The organism is Vibrio diazotrophicus (genome assembly GCF_038452265.1).
In the GTDB taxonomy this organism is placed as follows: Bacteria; Pseudomonadota; Gammaproteobacteria; order Enterobacterales; family Vibrionaceae; genus Vibrio; species Vibrio diazotrophicus.
In genome coordinates this window covers 741,770-760,485 of the sequence record NZ_CP151842.1, presented here as the reverse complement: position 1 = coordinate 760,485, position 18,716 = coordinate 741,770, and the positions used below count along the sequence as shown (strand labels likewise).

Below are 18,716 nucleotides of genomic sequence, written 5' to 3'. Positions count from 1 at the left end.
AGTAGGTTATTTATACAAATTGAGTTATGCTTAATACCGTGAGGGAGGTGATGTGACTAGTGCTCACCACTCACTTTTGCGTCACTGACCTCACGTGCTCAATTTTTTACAATACCTTAGAAAGCTGAATCTTAGCGCCATAATCATTCTGTTTAGCCTTTGAGTTAAAGGACTACAATCGCAACAAACGGGCCTAATGATAAGCAAGGTAAGTCGAGCTATCTATTTGTTCTAGGTTTAAAACGGCACATCACAAATCACCACAAGATAACCAGCCTTAACAAGTTCTTCCTAATAATGCCCCATATGAAGTCAACCGTTAGAGCAACTCAATTTCAGGCATAGGTCTCTCTTACCAACAATTAACCGTCACTTATTTAAAATTTATGTTTGAGAAGATATAGCAAAAATGAGTTGATCTTTATTTAACGCGATAGATTGTCAGTAGCTTAAATTGCACGGAATATTTCATGTATTGTAAGCTTCCAATCATGTAACCACATTGTTTTATACTGCGGCCATTACAAGTAGTGCTTTAATGTCCGTTAGCTTTTCATCTAGTATGCACGAATACAAATAATGAAAGGAATACGTCATGAATTTGACCATTAGACATCGACTTTATGTTTTGTCTTTCTTACCAGTGATCATTGTATCTATCGCAATGATGTTAGAGGCCTCAATTGAAGCCAGACGTTTAAGCTCAGATCAAATTGCTAGCGCCCACGAAGCGATGATAGAAATGAAGAAGGCTGAGCTACGAACCTACCTAGAAATCGCAGATAGTGCCTTAGCTCCACTAAAACAAACAAAAGCGTCTCGTGAAGATGCCATTTCTCTTTTGAGAAATGTTAAGTTCGGTGATTCAGGGTATCTATTTGGGTATGACTCAAAAGGCATAAGACTACTTCTAGGAAAAAGTAACGTAGGTATTGGTCAAAGCTTTTATAATCTCAAGGACTCGAATGGCAGCTATTTTGTTCAAGAATTAATTAAGAATGCAAAGGCTGAAAAATTCACAACGTATTACTTCCCTAAACCTGGCAGTTCATCACCACTGCCCAAGCTTAGTTACTCTATTTATATTCCACAATGGGATCTGACTTTAGGTGCCGGTATCTACACCGACGATGTAGAACAAGAACTGATGCATATGGAAAAAAGTGCTTTAGATAGATTAGATCAAAGTCTTTGGACACTGATTCTAATTAGCGTCGTCGTTATGCTGAGCGTTGCTTTCATGGCATATCTAGTGAATAGAAGCGTTATGAGACCACTTGAACTCTTTAGTAACTCTATCCGTTCTTTCGCTAGTGGTGATGCTGATTTGACAGCTCGCATGGAAAGCTTTAAAGCAAGGGAATTTAATGTTCTTAGTGAAGATTTCAATACATTTGTAGCGAGTCTTCAAGAGATTATCAACCAAGTTAGAAATGTAAGTCAGCAAGTTGTTCAAGAGAGCAAAGCGATGAATCAGAGAGCTTCGGATTCAGCTCAACTTTCTGCTGGTCAGCAAAAAGAGACAGAACAAGTAGCGACAGCGATGACAGAAATGACAGCGACAGCGGCAGAGATATCGAATAATGCTGGTCAAGCTGCTGATTCTGCACGGGAAGCAGAAGATAATGTTAGTGTTGCGCATCAAGTCGTTGTGGCTACAGCAAGTTCTGTATCAGCTTTATCAGAAGAGGTAGCTCAAGCAAGTATTGTGATATCCAAGCTTGAGGGCGATGTAAAGAACATTTCATCATCACTTGATATTATTCAGGAGATCGCTGAGCAAACTAACTTGTTAGCACTGAATGCAGCCATCGAAGCTGCGCGAGCTGGAGATCAAGGTCGTGGCTTTGCTGTAGTGGCAGATGAAGTCCGTAAACTAGCAAGTCGTACGCAGGACAGTACTGGAGACATTCACGATATCATACAGCGGCTGAAAGCTGCTTCAGATGATGCTGTTACCGTAATGGACAAGAGTCATAAACGCAGTATCGATACTGTATCTCAAGCTAACTCAGCGACTTCCGCTCTTCGTAAAATCCAAGAATCTGTGCAAGACATTTTAGACATGAACGCTCTAATTGCCACTGCGACCAGCCAACAAAGTGTAGTTGGACAAGAAATATCTCAGAGGGTCGTGGTTATATCAGAACAAAGCGATGATGCTTCCAAGCTCGCTCAGGACAGTAAGCGTGGTAGCGAAGACTTAAATATCAAGGTTAAAGAGTTATCCTCTTTGGTTGAACGTTTCAAAGTATAGTTCCCTAGCTCTATGAATCTAAATGGGAGTACGACGGCTCCCTCGTGCTAAATAGGGTGTGCAAAGTCAGCAATCCAAAAAATTGCTGACTTTTTGTGTCTTTGATTATGATGCACTTACACAGAAACTCAGCGTTCACTTATTGCCATACATTACTTAACTTAACAACTCTACTTAACACCTTAAGGGAAGGTGGAGGGACTTTGTCCAAATATGACATCAATTCTTTTTAATAGAGCCTTTGAACAATCAAATGACTAGGGGTTAATGGCTATTAATTTTCGCCGACTGTATGTATTTTGCGCGAATGTGTAGCCACCTGAGAATGTTGTGAGGGGGTGCATTACTTTTCAGAAATAACCAGAGAGTTTCAAAAGTCAAAACTGTTACATATAGTGCAGTCTGTTCATCTCCGAACTCTTCTGTTAATTCAGATAGTAGAACACCTGAGTACTTATCTACTAAATCATCATATTCTTTAAGATTTGTATTAACCACTCTCACGAACCCTATGTCACCTATAGTTCACTTGCCTAGTATATAGCTAAATAACCCTGAAGGTAGCGATTCTCGATACAACAAAGTAGCTAAACTAGGCGTAATCGAAACTTTAATCATTTGAGCTATTAGAAATCTTACAGAGCCAGTCTACCAGACAGAACTTACCTCCCCCAGAGTTTATAGTCTGACAAGAGAGGCTAACCATGACCTAAGACCTTCTATTACAGTTCAGTGCGATTTCGCCCATTACGCTTAGCTTTATACAGCGCATTATCTGCATTTTTGATTGCCTCATGTATAGAGTCCTCTTGTCCTTTCCAGTGCGATACACCAATTGAAATTGTTACATTACCGACAGTATCAAAATGATAGGCTTCTATTGAGCGGCGAATTCGCTCTGCTACATCATATGCTCTAGTCGGGTTAGTGTTGGCAAGAAAAATAATAAATTCCTCACCACCAGAGCGGCACACAACATCTTGTGCTCGAGCTTCTTCTTTCATTATCTTGGATAAACTTTTTATTAGTTCGTCTCCGATATGATGACCAAATGTATCATTAACCCTCTTGAAGTGGTCAATGTCCAAAGCCAACAATGAAAATGGTCTATTTTGCTCTTGAAACTGTTCAATCGTCTTATCTAATCCTCTTCGATTTAAAGCACCAGTAAGCGCATCCGTCAACGTATCTGAATGGAGTTTATCAATGGTATTTGACACGACACCCATAGCATTCAAAAAACTCCGCCTTAAGTGCAACGCTTCAAAGTACCATGCATGAATACGGTTTAAATCCGATATCGTCGACTTGTAATTACCAATTTTAGTAGCAGCACTGGCGAGCTGCCAAAGTGGCCGAGATATCAAAATAGATGCCCCCCAAATAAACATCAATGTCAGCACACCTATCGGGAAACCTTTCCAAAAGACAAGAAACATTAAATCATTAAGGCTGTTTAAAGCATTATTCTTTGGCTTTTGGACTATCACGCCCCATCCGGAGTTCTTTACTGGAGCGTAACCAGCCAACATATCAACACCTTGCGAATTGACAATGTCACCATATCCATCTTCACGGTTAACAACCGCGTTGATAGCCTCATTATTGAGTATCACTTGCCCGACTCTCCTCTTATCGGGATGATAAATGATGGTTTTATTACGGTCGACGACATACATATACGAACCATCTTGATGACTATGTTTACCCAAAAGTCTTGTCAAAATATTTTGGCGTTCCAAATACAAAGTACCACTGACATACCCTAAATATTCGCCAGCTTCAGAATAAATCGGATGGGAGATACTCGTAATATAGTTGCCAGAAGGTGATACAAAAGGGTCCGTAATGAGAGGCGCTCTTGCGTTTAAAGATTGACGAGCGGCGTCTTGCTTTAATGTAACGCCTTTCAATGCCAATGTTTCAGGTGATATTGCAATGATAGTGCCTTTAGAATCCACGACTACCACTGAATTGAATGCATTCGTCTGTAATCTTAAACGTTCCACTTCATTGTCTAACACTTGAGTATCGCCAATCTTTTTACTCAATATATTCGCACTGAAGTTCAACTGAGACATCGCGGTATCAATAAAAGCATCGGTCATGTCCGCCATTTTTTCGGCATAAACCCAATTGGATTCCATCGTATTGCTAAGAATCAATTCTTTTTGAACGCGATAAACCGTGTAAAAGGCATTCAATAAAGTAATAGCTACACTGAACATGCATAAAAAAAGTATCAACTTTCTCAAATTCAACTTATCAACCACTCTGGACAAATTACTGTACCTATTTTTAAGAGAAGAATAATCATTCTAAATGAACTAAAAAATATGTAATAGCAAGCATTACGATGTAACTATACCGTACTCATGAACAAATGCGACTAACTGTATAACAGACTAACTATCATCGCATTTTGCCTTGAGCGTTACTTGATGATTGTGACGGAGTATCGAGAAACATTTCATCTACATTCCCGCCATAGACAAAAGTCGGATACGTCTTCTACCCTGATGGCTAAAACGCTGGGCAAAATTCTTCTCTCCCCAAAAGATGCAATATGAAGCGTCTATTTTTTCATTACGTCCTATTACTGCCAATTTTGCATGCATCTAAAGTTTTAAGGACTATCAGGTACAGAGCACAATGTATAGCATAGACCTAATCTACAATTGGCTTTTATTGTAATAGGGAAATATGATATAAAATCAAATGTTTACGTTACAACCCCACTTAATAACTCTATAGGTAACCGCTTAATAGAAGGCAACGTTGAATCCTAATTTTTATCTTTATCGTATCCGTCTTCAGTTATATGTTATTAAGAAAAACGCAAATAACGAATACTAGCGGCTTGTTGGATTGAACCTACAAGCCGCACTGTTACATGAATCTATATCACATCTAGCTGCATCAACAGCTAGCGAATCCGCTATCTCATTCCCTCTGACACCAGAATGCGCTCTAACCTTTTCGACTTCGACATACTTGCCAGAACGCAGCTCATCGACTGCCTGCCATAAGCGTCGATTCTTAATCTGCTTTATCGGCTCTACGCCAGCCTTTCTTTTCCAGCCATCACAATGCCCGAAGGCAGTGAAATCATAAAAAAAAGTAATGTTAATGCCAACAGCAGCAGTAAAAAACGACAGTGGAGAGCGTGATTGCTCCCAATTCTTTTTTTGCCTTAACGCATCTATTTGAAGGTATATGTTATCAGTAAAAAGCGAGTTAACTATATCAAGCACCAGTCAATACAGAGGGGGGTTATTGAAGCTGGTACCATACATATCCATATTGGGTATCATCATTATCCAAGATTTAGAGACCGTATTCGTCAATGAATACTACGCGCACCTGTATGGCTACTCTAGCGCCTCAGAACTCCTCAACTCAATAGACTCCTTTCTTGACTTGATTGATCCCTCTGACCATCCCAAAGCGATCGACAACTATTATCAAACGCTCAAAGGTGACGTTCTTCCCCGAGGGAGAACCTTTCGTAATCGCCATCGCCACGGTCGGGAATTCTCAGTGTTTGCCATCGATCACGTGATTGAGTGGAACGGAAAACCCGCTTTACAAGTCACGGTTATCGATCTCTCAGCACAAGAACGAGCCCAACAGCAACTTCAGGAAAATGAGCAAAAATTTAAACAGCTGATCACCAATTCAGGGCAAGGCATTAGCGTCCACCGAGACTTTAAACCCATATTTGTCAATCAAGCTTGGGTTGACTTGATGCGCGTCCCCTCCATCGACGCCGTACTCCGTGATGTCAACTTACTCACTTTACTACCTGAGGAGGAGCACGCCAACGCTCAGTCACGTTATCAATCACTCATTAGTGGCCGTTTATCCGGGGCCAAAACGGTTGTGAAAAATCGATGTTTTGATGGAGAGATTCGTTACTTTCGCGTCTACGACAACCTGATTGAATGGGATGGAGAGCCAGCTGTTCAAGCCGTCATCGAGGATGTTACCGATCGAGTCATACTCGAAGCTAAGTTAAGACAGCTGTCGGTGACCGATCCACTGACCGATATCTATAACCGTCGGGAACTCGATCGTGTACTCAACCAAGAATTTCAAAAAGGGCAACGTTATGGGCACCCATTTTCGGTTATCCTCATCGACATCGATCACTTCAAGGTCATCAATGATACGTATGGACATGATGTGGGCGACAACACATTGCGAGCCATTGCCAACACACTTCGTGACACCCTACGCCAAACTGACGTGTTAGGCCGTTGGGGTGGGGAGGAGTTTTTAATTGTCTGCCCGTCCACTGACCTTACCGGTGCCTCGCACCTCGCCAACACCTTGAGATCACGCATCGCGAATCTAGCACTAGACGTTACGAAGTCCGTTACCATCAGCATCGGCGTCACCAGTCTAGACACTGACGACACACAAGTCTCCGATGTTCTGAAGAGAGCCGATCGCGCGCTCTATGAAGCAAAACGTAACGGACGAAACCAAGTAAAGGTGGACCGCCCGTAATATTGTCAAATATGGTCTACGCTTAGTAAGAGCGATTCGTTGGCGAATCAACGACACTAATGCGATGCCAATCTGACTGTACTTGGCGATGCAGAACTGGCGCAAACTTGCGATGTGTTCGAGCGATGTTAGCTTGGTGTACCAAACTGACTACTTTCGACAAACCGTAGGCGGTCAAATTACATTCGACAATCATCTAACACCGCTATCGATTAATAAAACTACTACCTCTCAAAAAATGAAACGTCGTGCATAAAACTTACCCAATATAAGGTGATATCAATCGGTGTGTACCTGTGACGCGTTGACTATCAACACAACCTGAGTATGATTGACATAAATACGAGCGATGTTAGACATGAAGCAAGAGAGGTTTTCCCCGCAGTTATGACGAAGTCCCATCGTAACCGTTCGTTAAGTTTTGAGGGCCAACAAGGCAGACTTACTGCTGAAGATTACCCCACGATACCTCAAACGCGCCCTTTTGATGACGTAGCTCGGTGCCTTATCGAAGCGCAACGCGATGACCGGCTCTTAAACGCACTAACCCACTTTTTTAGGCATGCTGAGCAGGCGATGGCACTCACCCCCAACGCTTATCAAGATTTCCGCTCCACGTTACGTGCCTTTAACGCCTTTATAGAAAAGAACACCGAGCAACAGCAACTGTTGGCGGCGCTCGCTTTATGGATTCGCTGGCTTTCTGCGTCGCAAAAGCCGTCTACACCAACCGAGCCCATGACATCGTTAGTGGTATTCGCTTCACAACGCCTCGCCGACGTCGCGGTCCTAATGCTCAGTGAGCCGCATTCACACCAGCATGCCTTCGAGCGACTTAGAGACAGTGAACGCCGGCTTCACGATGCCATGGATTACGCTCAAATCGGGCACTGGTCATCCCCTTATGAGGGCACTCGTTCTCAGTGGTCACCGCAAATTTATGACTTGCTCGGATTAGAAAGGTCCTGCCCCCCAGGCCTTGATACCCTAAAATCCGTCATCGATGAAGACGTCATGCCCGACTTCATTGCCGCTCGGCAGCACAGCTTTGAGACTGGCGAAGACTTCTTCCTAGAGTGCCCAGTCACTCGCCTCAGCGATGGGGAGCGCCGGTGGATAGAGTGTCGTGGACAGGTGCATTACCTCAAGTCCGGCAAGCCTGAGCGACTGTCCGGATTCATTCAAGATATCACGAGTCGTAAAGAGAGCGAGGAAACCATTACCCAACTCGCCTACTTTGACCCACTGACGTCACTACCAAACCGGCGTTGGTTATTAGATAAGTTAACCCAGCAATGTGACTCTCTCGCACATCGTCGATCTTACTGTGCGATTCTCTATATTGACATCGATGACTTTAAAAAAATCATTGACCTTCATGGTCACCCGTGTGGTGATACATTGCTGATACTCATCGCACAGCGTATCTGTGCGCTTCTTCGCCCCCAGGATACGTTAGCGCGCATCGGACATGACGAATTCATGTTGATACTCTGTGGCTTACCTGAAGAGTATCCTCAAGCGCTCGAACAAGTCAGCCAATGGAGCACTCAGTTACTAGAGACGTTGGCACAACCTCATACCATCGACGAGCATAAGTTTGTCAACAGTGCCAGTATCGGGATGGTGCTTTTTAATGATAATGCCGTTGGCGCAGAGGAGCTCATTAATCGCGCTGGGATGGCGTTAACGCACGCCAAGCTCGACGGAAAAAATGCGTCACATTTGTACCATAGCACGATACAAGACAAGGTATTGCAACGCCTCCATCTCGAGTCGTCACTGCGCCAAGCCGTCGAACTCAATCAACTGGCATTGTATTATCAACCTCAAGTCCATGGCACCCATCTGACCGTCGGCGCGGAGGCCCTGATTCGGTGGTTCCATCCAGAGCATGGACTTATCGCACCTGATGACTTCATTCCACTTGCGGAAGAAACGGGACTGATCATTAGTATTGGGGATTGGGTACTAGAACAAGCTTGCCTTCAACTCTCGCGTTGGCAATCTGACTTCCAATATCTGACTTTGTCTGTCAATGTGAGCTACAAACAGTTCACGCACTCGGATTTCGTGGCGAAAGTTGAATCGGTTCTTGAACGTTATCCGATTTTACCTGGCACGTTAAAGCTCGAGCTCACTGAAACCCTGCTAGTCGATGACATTGAACTGACTATCGCCCACATGCAGGCCTTAAAAGTGCGTGGCATCATTTTTTCATTAGACGATTTTGGTACGGGCTATTCCTCTTTGCAGTATCTCAAGCGTCTGCCTATAAGTCAGATTAAAATCGATCGCTCCTTTGTCTCAGATCTTGAAGATAACCCTAACGACCAATCCATTGTCACCGCGACCATTGCCATGGCCAAAGCATTGGGTATCGATGTCATCGCTGAAGGCGTTGAGACACAAGTTCAAGAAACCTTTCTTCGAGAGCACGGATGTGATACGCACCAAGGCTATTACTATAGTCCGCCTTTATCGCTATGTGACTTTGAACGCTATTTACAGGCGAACGCCCGGAGATTGACCTAGCAAGCTCCCAACTTAAGATGAAATAGCAAACATCAGCGCTTCGCTAGTCATACAACTTAAACGCTCTTGGTATAGCAAACACTTTCGCCAATTGCCAAGCAAACTGACGTATCGATTTCCATCGTATTCTCTCCTTGCTAGTATTATCCAGCGCGCGGTCTGTCGGCAGCTTGCTCTTTACCACTGATGCATTTAACCACTTTATTTTTTCTCTTGGAGAAACAGGGAGTCCCAAAAACTCTGAGACTTCATCAGGCGAAGGTAGAAATGGGTTGCGCAACTTGATAACGGGCATTCTAAACTTTTCGTTGATCATTAGAGATAACTAGTTCCTCAGACAATACCCGCACGTTAAGAGAAACTGTCGAAACCATCAATACCAATGATAAATAAGAATAACAGCTTGTGGTGTACATCCCACAAGCTGCGTGCCACTGACCTTATATTGCCGCGGCTTCAACCGCTAACAAGTCTGCTCTCTCATTCCCTTCAACACCGGAGTGTGCTTTTACCTTTTCAACTTCAACATACTTCCTAGAACTCAGCTCATCTACTTGTTGCCACAAGTGACGATTTTTGACGGGTTTCTTATCCGCACGGCGCCAACCTCGGTCTTTCCAATCGTCCATCCAGATGTTGAAACCTTTTACACAGTAATCACTATCTGAGTAAATCACGTCCCCATCTTCTGCGTACTCCAACGCCTCAACTAAGGCCAGTAGTTCCAGCTCAGCACTGTCAGTTTTGCGGTCAATAGTGATACCTTCTTCATGAACAATCTCATTGTCTTCATCCATCACCACCAGCCCGATGCCACCTCGCATACAGACGTGTTGGTTGTTTGGTGCCGCGCCGTCTACGTAAATTGAATAACTCATTTTTTATCTCTCTCTAATTGCAAAAGGGCTCATGACTTTGCTTAGCCAGCGCCCCATTGATGTTTGTGTTACTGAAAGGATTCTTGGTTGTCTCGCAGTGCTAGACGTTGCTCCATCCATTCCTCGATTTCACTTTCGACCCAAGCCACGGCACGTCCACCGAGTGGGACACTCTTCGGAAAATCGGTTTCATCAGCCATGAACTTGTAGATAGTGGAGCGGCCTAGCCCTGTTAGTGACATCACGTCTTTAAGTCGTAGAAATTTCATTTTCACTGGGAATCGTCTCCTGCTTTGTATATACCCATGTGATAAGCCGCCATTGTAAAAAAATGCAGTCGGTCTATTCCAAGCTAGAGCCAAAGCAGTAACGCTTTTCTTCCCACGCTTCAGCAAGACTGCTCATGCGGTGGAAGACAGTGTTCTTTATGTTGACGTCTTTGCTACGACAACGAGTCCCCACCCCATAATTGCCTCGGTCATTGAGAAACACCAATGACCGCGCTTCGCCGCTGTAGTGCTTTTCTATCGCTTCTTGCCAAGCCGTTTTAAGGTGCCCGACCAATTCATTGCGCTTGTCCCAACAAATAGCGGGGCCAAAGTGCTGGCTATAGTCACTAAACAGCATCACGCGATAGTTGTGGGATGGCACCTTGTCTTCCCGCTTACGCCATACATAAAACAGAGAATCCGTATCAAGCTTTTCTTTAAGCAGATTAAAGTAATCGTTGAGGATACTGAGGTCGGTATCTTGATGGTCTTCTGGCAAGAACAAGTCCAAACGTGTGGCGAGAGCGATGTCAAACTGACTGAGAGCCTGCTCAAAGACATCGACCATTGAGGTCAGTGCTGATTCGTATAACCCCTTGTCGCTGTAATACAGCGGGTAATCTTCAAAAGTTCGGTCAAGGGTAATGCTTGGGAGGTAGGTTCTATTCGCCATGAGTAATGCCTTTTGTGTGTGAATGACATAGGCATTACTCGCGCTGTATTTTTTTAAGGTGAGTCGTGACTGCAACCAAAGCTCTTGTTGGGGTGATCGTTCTGGTTGGTAATGGGCTTCGCGAGACGACTGATTCGATAGAAGAACTCATTTAACTGTAACGGGAACGTTTCAGCGTCAGACAACAGCTCAAAACCTTCATTGCTAGGGGAATAAGCTAATCCTGAGCATGATTGATTGTAATAGGCTTCAACCACCCTATCCCATGTCTTCCTCACTTTTTTGTAGAGAAAACGCCCCCAACCCTCTCGACCAGTGCCTAAGTTTTGAAAGAGAGCCCTATCAAAGAGCAAGATAAGATGATGGTGCTTGCTGGTGGATTCATTCGCCTTCGCCCAGATATAACGAATGACCGTTTGCTGGTATTGATAAGTTCTGTCGGTGTATTTGTCCTTACAGAGCTCGTTAGTCTCCGATTCTAAAATACGAAAGAAATGGGTAAACACCGTTAGGTAATCACCCCCGAAGTCACTCGGTAGATTTAGGTTGATGTGAACAGCATAGATTCTTGGATATTGGTTTAGAGCTTCAGTCAGCACTCGGTCTATACCCTCTAGGTATTCGAGGACGAGACCATTCTCAAAGTAGTAGAGTGGTTTCCCATTGAAGGTTCTGTCATGAGTGATAGTGTGGGCTCTTTGATGAGCTACGTTGAGTTGATGAATCATGATTGGTTCCTGTGGTTTGGTGTGATTCCCACAGGAACTGTTACTACCGTTATTTTTAAGTGTATCAAGAGCTAGTAGCGAAGTTTCTCATAGTCCCTCCGTATACCTTTGAATTAGGTTTAGCGAAATAGCACACCCTTTTGAATAGTTCATTCTTCGATTGTTCAATATCTGATGCTTTCAGGTTTAAGCGATACACACCATTTTTGCAGAAATGAACTAGTGCTGGTTTATCCTGTTTGATAGCACTGCACCACGCTTGCTTAATCAAGTCGGCTAGAGAGCCGTCTGACGCTCCTACATCCCCGAGTTGATAATAGATATCTTTGTTCAGGAAAATAGCAACGTGGTAGTGGTACTGCTCAGAGGTATTCTTCTCTTTTGCCCAGATGTAACTGGTCTTGTTCTTTAAACCCCTTCCCCAGCTTTTCTCTTTACGTTTTATATCTACGTCCAATTTGGCATTTAGAGATTTGAAGAATCGAGTGATGACTTTCGAATCTGCATCATCGAAATCTTCGGGTAAGTGTAGGTCTATCCGAAACACGGATAGCCTAGTGTGATACTTCAATGCTTTCTCTATCAATTGAGAAATCTTGTAGAGGTGAAACTTACGATAGAAGAATCGTTGCTTTCGTTTCGTTGGTTGAGGTAGGTCGTAGTTATTGAACTTGTCTTCAGATGTGTACTGGTGATTCATGGTGTTGTTATCCCTATTCGTGTGTCTCTCATACACACAGGGAGTAACGTAAATTTTAGTAGTTGGTAGTTATGTATATTACCTATACCAACATATCCTCATGACATCAAAACGACCTTGCCACAAAAACCAATCCCCTTTTTATAAAAATAGTAGTCCTTTTACGCAAAAATCAAACAAAACAGACTTAAGGATAAAAATAATCATGTTTCCTTTCACTCGAAACTTATCACCTTGGATTTTAAATTCATTAAAAAACACCCACTACAACCAGAGGATGACATCCCATTCAGTTTATATCAAATCGTTAATTTGATTATTTACCAGAGATGCTTTATATTAAATCCACTCAAAGTGAAAAATAACTTATGTCATATATCAGATGTGGATGGCCTGTCCACTTTTTGAACACTGCTAAATGACATTCGAAATCATCGATCCTGAGTTTAATCTGAAACCTTATAGAAAAACCAGCAAAAAACCCACCAGTAACCAACATAAAACCCACAATTTATAGTTGTAAAACTATCAATTCTCCTACATTTCTCCTACACTAGACCGACAAAAATCTTGCACAAACGAATGACCATGAGTACTAGAAGATATTTAGAGCTGATTAAAAACTCATCAGAAGAAGACCTGAAACTTTATATTTATATAATTAAATGGGAATTAGAAAATAAAAGAGATGAGGTGATTGATTTAAGCAATAGGAACAAATCAAGCCTACAATTAATATTAAAAGAATTAATTAGAGACAAGCTCGACATTGAATATAAATACTTAGAAGGAGATGATTTAACTGAATATGAAAATGAAGATTTGGATGATTTCATTAGCTCTTTATTTTCACGCGCTCAGCAAATAAGAGGGGATATTAGTAAACAGATAGAATGGTTATCTGAACCAAGGCCACTATATTTTTTCTCAGTATTGATGCGCGCTGTTATCAATAACAACATTACTGACTTGTCTTACCCTGTAACATCGGTTGACTTCAAAAAAACAAAAATTGACTTTAAAACAGCAAAGTCAACAAAAGATACTGATAAGCACAAACTCAGTAAATTCGCTCAAATGGCCTTCGACTATGCCAACCAGCCACATTTCCTTGCAGCTCTAAAAAACATTTGTCCAAACAAAACATCACCAGCTCAGGATAGTATCGCCAGAACACTTGAGTATATTGCTGTTTCTTGTCATGTAGACGACCAAAGAGTAATGCTAGAAATAATTAATGATATAGAAAGTCTCTACCAATTGAGTTGTCGTTACGTAAACACAGAGTGGAACGTGTTTAACTCAAACGATGAAAAATTGAACGCTTGGTATTACCATTACTTGATGAAAAAGTATCCAGGAACCGGCTTAAACACAACTAATGATTCCATTAAACAAAAACATACCATTATGTGCATTTTTGACGTACTTTGCGCAACAACCTCACCTGATGATTTGAGTGAAAAAAGTAGCGAGGCTACAACATTTAAAAAAGTTGTAAAAGAACTCACTGATTCGTTTTCAAGAAAAGCTAAGTCTTCATCTTCACAAAGCAACGCCTTCAAAACTAAAGAAGAAAAAACACTAACATTCAGTGAGGTGGATTGGGCTAAGTTGATCGAGCTTACTGGCAGCGATGGAAGAAACGAGATCAAGGCCAAGCTTAAAAAGTTGATCGATAGAGAGTTGGAAAATCGAAAAAATGCTAAAGAGGGCAATGTAGGTCAAGATTCCAACGACGACTCTCTTACAATGCCATCGGAGCAGAAAAAGAAGGTTACAAATTTGGATAAAATATTTGAAACAAAAACTTTTGGAAGACCTCTTCTGAAGCGAGACTAAAGTATAGATTCATCGTTATAGTAAGCAATAGGTACACCACAAGGTACACCAATTAAAATCAAACCGAATAATTGAAAATAAAATCAATGAATTAAAAGTTAAGATCAACTTACGCCAGCCCACCAAACGTTTGGAAAGGGCGATAACTCATAGAGTTATCGCCCTTTTTGTATTTAGTTCTTCAGGTATTTTTTTGAACCACCAATGTTTGGCTATTTACACATTTCAGCATTGCATTGAGTTAGTCACGATACATTATCAAACCGCATGTTAAAACGCAGCAAAGTATCTAGAACTTGTTGTCTTACAAGAAGTACTTCCCCTAATAGGCCTACAGAAATCCTGCTTTAGATAATTTTGACTGTTGCACTTCTGCGTATTCCGGTGATTCCGGACACCGGCTCCGGTTTAACCGGACGCCTCATATCCCTAACTTTTCTCTAACCCTATTTTTACTCTACCTGTCCGGATTGCGCCAGTTTTCTCATTGATTCTCCTCCGAGTTCTATTCGGTGACTGTTGTGGATTAACCTATCCAATAAGGCGTCAGCAACCGTGGCATTGCCTATCATGTTGTACCATTCTTTAACCGGAAGCTGGCTTATCATAATGGTGCTGCTGGTTTGATAACGATCCTCCAGAAGCTCCAGCAAGTGACCCGCATGATCCGGACTCAACTTTTCCATTCCCCAGTCATCCAAGATCAGAAGTTGTTTTCTCGACAGAGCCAGAAGTTGCTTTTGGTAAGTCCCGTCAAGGCGACCTGAACTCAGGTCATCAAGTAAACGGCTGAGCCTGTGATAACGGACACTGTAGAGCTGGTCGCAAGCTTGAGCTGCAAGCGCACAGGCAACGTAGGTTTTTCCTGCTCCCGTCGGTCCGGTGATCAGAACGTTTTGTTTTTTGTGCAAGTAGCTCCCGGTTAATAGCTCACTCATTTGAGTACGCTTAAGTCCTCGTCCTTCTTTGTAGATAATCTGACTTGGCAGAGCATCGACCCGGAGTTTAGCTTGCCACTTCAGGCGTTGGATTTTGGCCTGATTTCGTCCCAACACTTCGCTTTCAAGCAGCAGGCTTAACCGCTCTTCGAAGCTCAGCTCTGCATAGGTCGATAACTGCTCTTGTTGTTGCTCCAGAGCCGAGGCGGCATGGCTCAGACGCAGTGATTTGAGTTGTTCGCTTATTGTGTTCATCATTCTCTCCTAGTGATAACTGTTGGGTCCGCGCACATTGCTGTGTTGGATGTCAGGGGTGGATTCCGGAGTCGAAGACAACAGGCCTTCCCGGTGATTTTCAAGCAAGTTTCTGATGAACCTGAGATAGGGTTTGTTCACCATCAGAGCATCTTTACATGCCTGCTCTAAGCGAGCGTCACCGTATTTTTTCGTCAGGTTGAGAAGCCCAAGGCAACTGCGATTGGCTTGCGCAGGATGCGCTTTCGACATGAGTAATCGGTTGACCACTTCTTGTGTCGCTGCGCCGATCCGGCCTCCCCAGTTAAGTAACCGCTCTGGTGACCATTTTTGATATTGATGATTGCTGGGCATATGCTCCGGATAAGTACTGATCCCATGCTCTTTTTTACTGGCTGGGTGCTGAGAGATCAGATTACCCTGATGGTATATCTGTATCAGCCTGGAAGTGGCTTCAAGCTCAACGTATTGGCCCACTAACTGATGGGGAACAGAGTAATAATGCCTTTTGTATTCGATGTGATAATCCGGCCCCACTTTGGCGCGTTTGATTTCTGTGTAGAGATAACGTTGTACGGGGAGAGGTTTTAGTGCCGGCTTATCCAGAGTATCGAACAGCTCCTTTCGGCTGGCTCCCAGTTGTTTCATCTGTCTTTGGTTCAGTGAGTCCATTAACTCCCGGATAGAGAGGTTTAGCTCTTTGAAGGTATGGAAGGTTCGGTGACGAAGCCGCATCATGATCCAACGCTCAACGATAAGGACGGCATTCTCAGCCTTGGCTTTATCTTTGGGTTTATAAGGGCGTGCTGGCATAACGGCCGTGCGGTAATGGTACGCCAACTTGCGGTAACTATCGTTGAGCTTGGGTTCGTAGCGGTCCGTTTTGGTCACCGCGGATTTTAGGTTATCAGGTACAAGCAACGCCGGAACGCCGCCGAAGTGTTCAAAGGCATTGGCATGAGCTTCCAGCCAGTGCTCAAGTCGCTGGCTTTCACAGGCTTCAACATAGGTGTAGTTGGACGCACCTAACGTCGCCACGAAGATCTGAGCGTTGCGGATTTCTCCGGTTTCAGGGTTTACCACCGGGATGGTTGGTCCACAGTAGTCGATGAACAGTTTGTCACCGGCCAGGTGGCTCTGACGCATACTGCGTTTCTGCTTCTTTAACCAACGAGTGTAATGCTCGCAGAACTGGCTGTAACGATAAGCTCTCTCCTGATATTCAGCCAGATACTCTTCCCACAGCAGATGTTTGCTCATGCCCTTACGTTTCAGTTCGACAAAGCACTGGGCGAAGTCCGGCATCACCTTTGTGTCGCTGATTGTTTTGTCACGATAGAGAGTCTGAGCCAGTTCAGTATCAGAGCAGCTTTCAGGGAGAGGCCAACTCATTGCGCTTTGCTCAAAACGGGTCAGTATTTCTGAGATGGTTGAACGACTTACTTTCGTGCAGGAAGCGATCTTTCTGGTCGACAGATGGCACTCATATTTAAGGCGTAATACCTCTTTGATGTTTGTCATAGATGTTCTCTTTTTCGGCATTATCACTTCCTTGCTACGTTAATATGCATAACAAGAATAGTGAGTGATTGATTTAAAAGAGAAAAGAGGGATATTCCGGAGTAACCGGACAGGGTTTCCGCTTAACCGGACAGTGATTCCGGAGTTAGTGGAAAAATGGCTGGTTTATGCCGGAAATAGTGTCCGGATTAAAACGGAATGGGTGTCCGGGGAATCCCGGAAACGGTGGCTGGATTGCTCCGGAATACGCACTTCTGAGAAAAACTAAACTTTTAGCTATAAACTGGCGTATCTTACATCCTTTTTGCCTACCCATTAAGTGTTAACAACCTCTCAAACCAAGCTTATAAAAAATAAAAATACCATTTATTTTCAAAGTAATAAGAGAGATTCATGAACTCAGTTTGGCTTACATTGCTAACGATTAAAAGGCTTGCAACTGACAAGGTTATAACTAATGCTTATACAACCAGTCACCAACAATTAAGCCGCGAATAAATCCCCTAATATTACTTAGATACCGAAGCAAAAATAATAAAAAGAGGTGATGTAATGCCTACTGAAAGAAAGTTTCCTCCTTCTAAGCTATCGAATCTTGAAAAAGGACAAGAGATCAAACTCCCTGTTGAGTTCATACAAGAGTTGTCATCAGCTCTATCGCTGCAAGAAGTACTAGATTCTGTATCTCAATGGATACATAAACTTTTTGATGCTGAAAGAGCGAGTATTACATTGCAAAGCGGTAATGACTTCTTAAAGCTGTATTCCATCAGCGGTAATAAAGCGATACCACTCGATTATGATGTTCCTATCGCTAATACGTTTGTTGGAAGAGTATTTTCCAAAAGAACGTTAACTGTATGTGATGATCTCGAACAGTCCCACGAGCTAGATTGCCAGCTATTAAGCCAATATGGCCTCAAGACTTGTATGGATGCTCCCTTGATCAGTGGTGACATCTGTTTAGGTACACTCAATGTCGCCCATAATCAAACCAACTATTACACTGAGCTCCATGCTCTTAAGTTGCAATGTTTAGCCAACTGGATAGCGTTAAATATTCGCCTTCATCTTCAAGTCAAAGAACTGAAGCATTTGGCTTCAACCGATCATCTTACCGGCGCCCCAAATCGCAGGGCATTTACCGCAAAGATAGTTCAATCAATCAGAGAGTTTCATGATCAAGATAAGTTATTCTTTATTGGATTAATGGACATCGATCATTTCAAAGCGCTTAACGATCGATATGGTCACAATGCTGGTGATCACGTATTACGACAAGTAGTAAAAATCACTGAAGATATAGTGAACCATTTAGGACATATATCTCGTATCGGCGGCGAAGAGTTTGCCATTATTCTTTACCAGACCAGCGAACAGGAAGCTGTAAAACTATTCAGAGCCATCAAAGATGCACTAGCAAATACAGTGATCAAGTATGATGATGATGAAATATTTTTCACTGTAAGCATAGGCGTTACTCATATCGCCCGAGGCGATGACACTCCTGAATCTTTGCTTAGACGCTCAGATAAAGCTTTGTATGAAGCCAAATCAATGGGAAGAAATAGAGTAAATACCTTCACCACCGCTCATTTATCAAACTAA

15 protein-coding genes and 1 pseudogene are annotated in these 18,716 nt (G+C 42.9%); 5 read left to right on the top strand and 11 right to left on the bottom strand.

The window, feature by feature from the left end; translation table 11 throughout:
- The first annotated feature begins 595 nt into the window (after nucleotides 1-595).
- Nucleotides 596-2,257, top strand: coding sequence for a methyl-accepting chemotaxis protein (locus AAGA51_RS03445; protein WP_042489109.1), 1,662 nt, complete (start codon nucleotides 596-598; stop codon nucleotides 2,255-2,257).
- Nucleotides 2,258-2,979: 722 nt separating this feature from the next.
- On the opposite strand, the gene AAGA51_RS03440 is transcribed toward AAGA51_RS03445, so the two are convergent.
- Both AAGA51_RS03440 and AAGA51_RS03435 read right to left on the bottom strand, forming a co-directional pair.
- Nucleotides 2,980-4,530, bottom strand: coding sequence for a sensor domain-containing diguanylate cyclase (locus AAGA51_RS03440; protein WP_042489148.1), 1,551 nt, complete (start codon nucleotides 4,528-4,530; stop codon nucleotides 2,980-2,982).
- A 579-nt stretch (nucleotides 4,531-5,109) separates the two neighbouring features.
- Nucleotides 5,110-5,329: pseudogene (locus AAGA51_RS03435) on the bottom strand (RNase H family protein); the annotation flags it as partial.
- A gap of 204 nt (nucleotides 5,330-5,533) precedes the next feature.
- Here AAGA51_RS03435 and AAGA51_RS03430 point away from each other — a divergent pair.
- Nucleotides 5,534-6,769 (top strand): sensor domain-containing diguanylate cyclase, encoded by a 1,236-nt coding sequence (locus tag AAGA51_RS03430; protein ID WP_042489116.1) that lies wholly within the window; start codon nucleotides 5,534-5,536, stop codon nucleotides 6,767-6,769.
- Nucleotides 6,770-6,791: 22 nt separating this feature from the next.
- Here the strand turns inward: AAGA51_RS03430 and AAGA51_RS03425 are convergent, their stop codons facing one another.
- On the bottom strand, nucleotides 6,792-6,965 hold the full coding sequence (locus AAGA51_RS03425; RefSeq protein WP_156102081.1) for a hypothetical protein: 174 nt from the start codon (nucleotides 6,963-6,965) through the stop codon (nucleotides 6,792-6,794).
- 191 nt (nucleotides 6,966-7,156) lie between these two features.
- Here AAGA51_RS03425 and AAGA51_RS03420 point away from each other — a divergent pair, with 191 nt between their 5' ends.
- The gene (locus AAGA51_RS03420; protein ID WP_255209412.1) at nucleotides 7,157-9,304 is read left to right on the top strand and encodes a putative bifunctional diguanylate cyclase/phosphodiesterase; all 2,148 of its coding nucleotides are present in this window, start codon (nucleotides 7,157-7,159) and stop codon (nucleotides 9,302-9,304) included.
- A gap of 43 nt (nucleotides 9,305-9,347) precedes the next feature.
- Here AAGA51_RS03420 and AAGA51_RS03415 read toward each other — a convergent pair whose 3' ends face one another.
- The 6 genes from AAGA51_RS03415 to AAGA51_RS03390 all read right to left on the bottom strand — a co-directional run bounded on the left by AAGA51_RS03415 (nucleotide 9,348) and on the right by AAGA51_RS03390 (nucleotide 12,552).
- Nucleotides 9,348-9,620: a hypothetical protein gene (locus AAGA51_RS03415; RefSeq protein ID WP_042489122.1), complete on the bottom strand. Its 273-nt coding sequence runs from the start codon at nucleotides 9,618-9,620 to the stop codon at nucleotides 9,348-9,350.
- A gap of 124 nt (nucleotides 9,621-9,744) precedes the next feature.
- Nucleotides 9,745-10,182, bottom strand: coding sequence for an RNase H family protein (locus AAGA51_RS03410; RefSeq protein WP_042489125.1), 438 nt, complete (start codon nucleotides 10,180-10,182; stop codon nucleotides 9,745-9,747).
- A 68-nt stretch (nucleotides 10,183-10,250) separates the two neighbouring features.
- Complete coding sequence (locus AAGA51_RS03405; RefSeq protein ID WP_010440638.1) at nucleotides 10,251-10,451, bottom strand: AlpA family transcriptional regulator; 201 nt, start codon at nucleotides 10,449-10,451, stop codon at nucleotides 10,251-10,253.
- A gap of 73 nt (nucleotides 10,452-10,524) precedes the next feature.
- Entirely contained in the window at nucleotides 10,525-11,124 is a 600-nt protein-coding gene (locus AAGA51_RS03400) for an inovirus Gp2 family protein (protein ID WP_042489130.1), read from the bottom strand.
- 53 nt (nucleotides 11,125-11,177) lie between these two features.
- A complete protein-coding gene (locus tag AAGA51_RS03395) occupies nucleotides 11,178-11,852 on the bottom strand; it encodes an inovirus Gp2 family protein (protein WP_042489133.1) in 675 nt (224 codons plus the stop codon).
- 64 nt (nucleotides 11,853-11,916) lie between these two features.
- Complete coding sequence (locus tag AAGA51_RS03390; protein ID WP_042489136.1) at nucleotides 11,917-12,552, bottom strand: inovirus Gp2 family protein; 636 nt, start codon at nucleotides 12,550-12,552, stop codon at nucleotides 11,917-11,919.
- A 588-nt stretch (nucleotides 12,553-13,140) separates the two neighbouring features.
- On the opposite strand from AAGA51_RS03390, the gene AAGA51_RS03385 reads away from it, so the two are divergent.
- The gene (locus AAGA51_RS03385) at nucleotides 13,141-14,394 is read left to right on the top strand and encodes a hypothetical protein (protein ID WP_042489139.1); all 1,254 of its coding nucleotides are present in this window, start codon (nucleotides 13,141-13,143) and stop codon (nucleotides 14,392-14,394) included.
- A gap of 452 nt (nucleotides 14,395-14,846) precedes the next feature.
- Here the strand turns inward: AAGA51_RS03385 and istB are convergent, their stop codons facing one another.
- Both istB and istA read right to left on the bottom strand, forming a co-directional pair.
- Nucleotides 14,847-15,587, bottom strand: a complete 741-nt coding sequence (gene istB / locus AAGA51_RS03380) for an IS21-like element helper ATPase IstB (RefSeq protein ID WP_337165987.1) — start codon at nucleotides 15,585-15,587, stop codon at nucleotides 14,847-14,849.
- Nucleotides 15,588-15,596: 9 nt separating this feature from the next.
- A complete protein-coding gene (istA, locus tag AAGA51_RS03375) occupies nucleotides 15,597-17,129 on the bottom strand; it encodes an IS21 family transposase (protein ID WP_337165989.1) in 1,533 nt (510 codons plus the stop codon).
- A gap of 531 nt (nucleotides 17,130-17,660) precedes the next feature.
- Between istA and AAGA51_RS03370 the strand changes: the two genes are divergently transcribed.
- On the top strand, nucleotides 17,661-18,716 hold the full coding sequence (locus AAGA51_RS03370) for a sensor domain-containing diguanylate cyclase (protein WP_042489706.1): 1,056 nt from the start codon (nucleotides 17,661-17,663) through the stop codon (nucleotides 18,714-18,716).

Bases quoted from the DNA above. Each gene is read 5' to 3' on its own strand.
- AAGA51_RS03420 (WP_255209412.1), top strand. From the start codon at position 7,157: ATGACGAAGTCCCATCGTAACCGTTCGTTAAGTTTTGAGGGCCAACAA.
- AAGA51_RS03395 (WP_042489133.1), bottom strand. From the start codon at position 11,852: ATGATTCATCAACTCAACGTAGCTCATCAAAGAGCCCACACTATCACT.
- AAGA51_RS03445 (WP_042489109.1), top strand. From the start codon at position 596: ATGAATTTGACCATTAGACATCGACTTTATGTTTTGTCTTTCTTACCA.
- AAGA51_RS03385 (WP_042489139.1), top strand. From the start codon at position 13,141: ATGAGTACTAGAAGATATTTAGAGCTGATTAAAAACTCATCAGAAGAA.
- AAGA51_RS03405 (WP_010440638.1), bottom strand. From the start codon at position 10,451: ATGAAATTTCTACGACTTAAAGACGTGATGTCACTAACAGGGCTAGGC.
- AAGA51_RS03370 (WP_042489706.1), top strand. From the start codon at position 17,661: ATGCCTACTGAAAGAAAGTTTCCTCCTTCTAAGCTATCGAATCTTGAA.
- istA (WP_337165989.1), bottom strand. From the start codon at position 17,129: ATGCCGAAAAAGAGAACATCTATGACAAACATCAAAGAGGTATTACGC.
- istB (WP_337165987.1), bottom strand. From the start codon at position 15,587: ATGAACACAATAAGCGAACAACTCAAATCACTGCGTCTGAGCCATGCC.
- AAGA51_RS03425 (WP_156102081.1), bottom strand. From the start codon at position 6,965: ATGATTGTCGAATGTAATTTGACCGCCTACGGTTTGTCGAAAGTAGTC.
- AAGA51_RS03400 (WP_042489130.1), bottom strand. From the start codon at position 11,124: ATGGCGAATAGAACCTACCTCCCAAGCATTACCCTTGACCGAACTTTT.
- AAGA51_RS03390 (WP_042489136.1), bottom strand. From the start codon at position 12,552: ATGAATCACCAGTACACATCTGAAGACAAGTTCAATAACTACGACCTA.
- AAGA51_RS03410 (WP_042489125.1), bottom strand. From the start codon at position 10,182: ATGAGTTATTCAATTTACGTAGACGGCGCGGCACCAAACAACCAACAC.
- AAGA51_RS03415 (WP_042489122.1), bottom strand. From the start codon at position 9,620: ATGATCAACGAAAAGTTTAGAATGCCCGTTATCAAGTTGCGCAACCCA.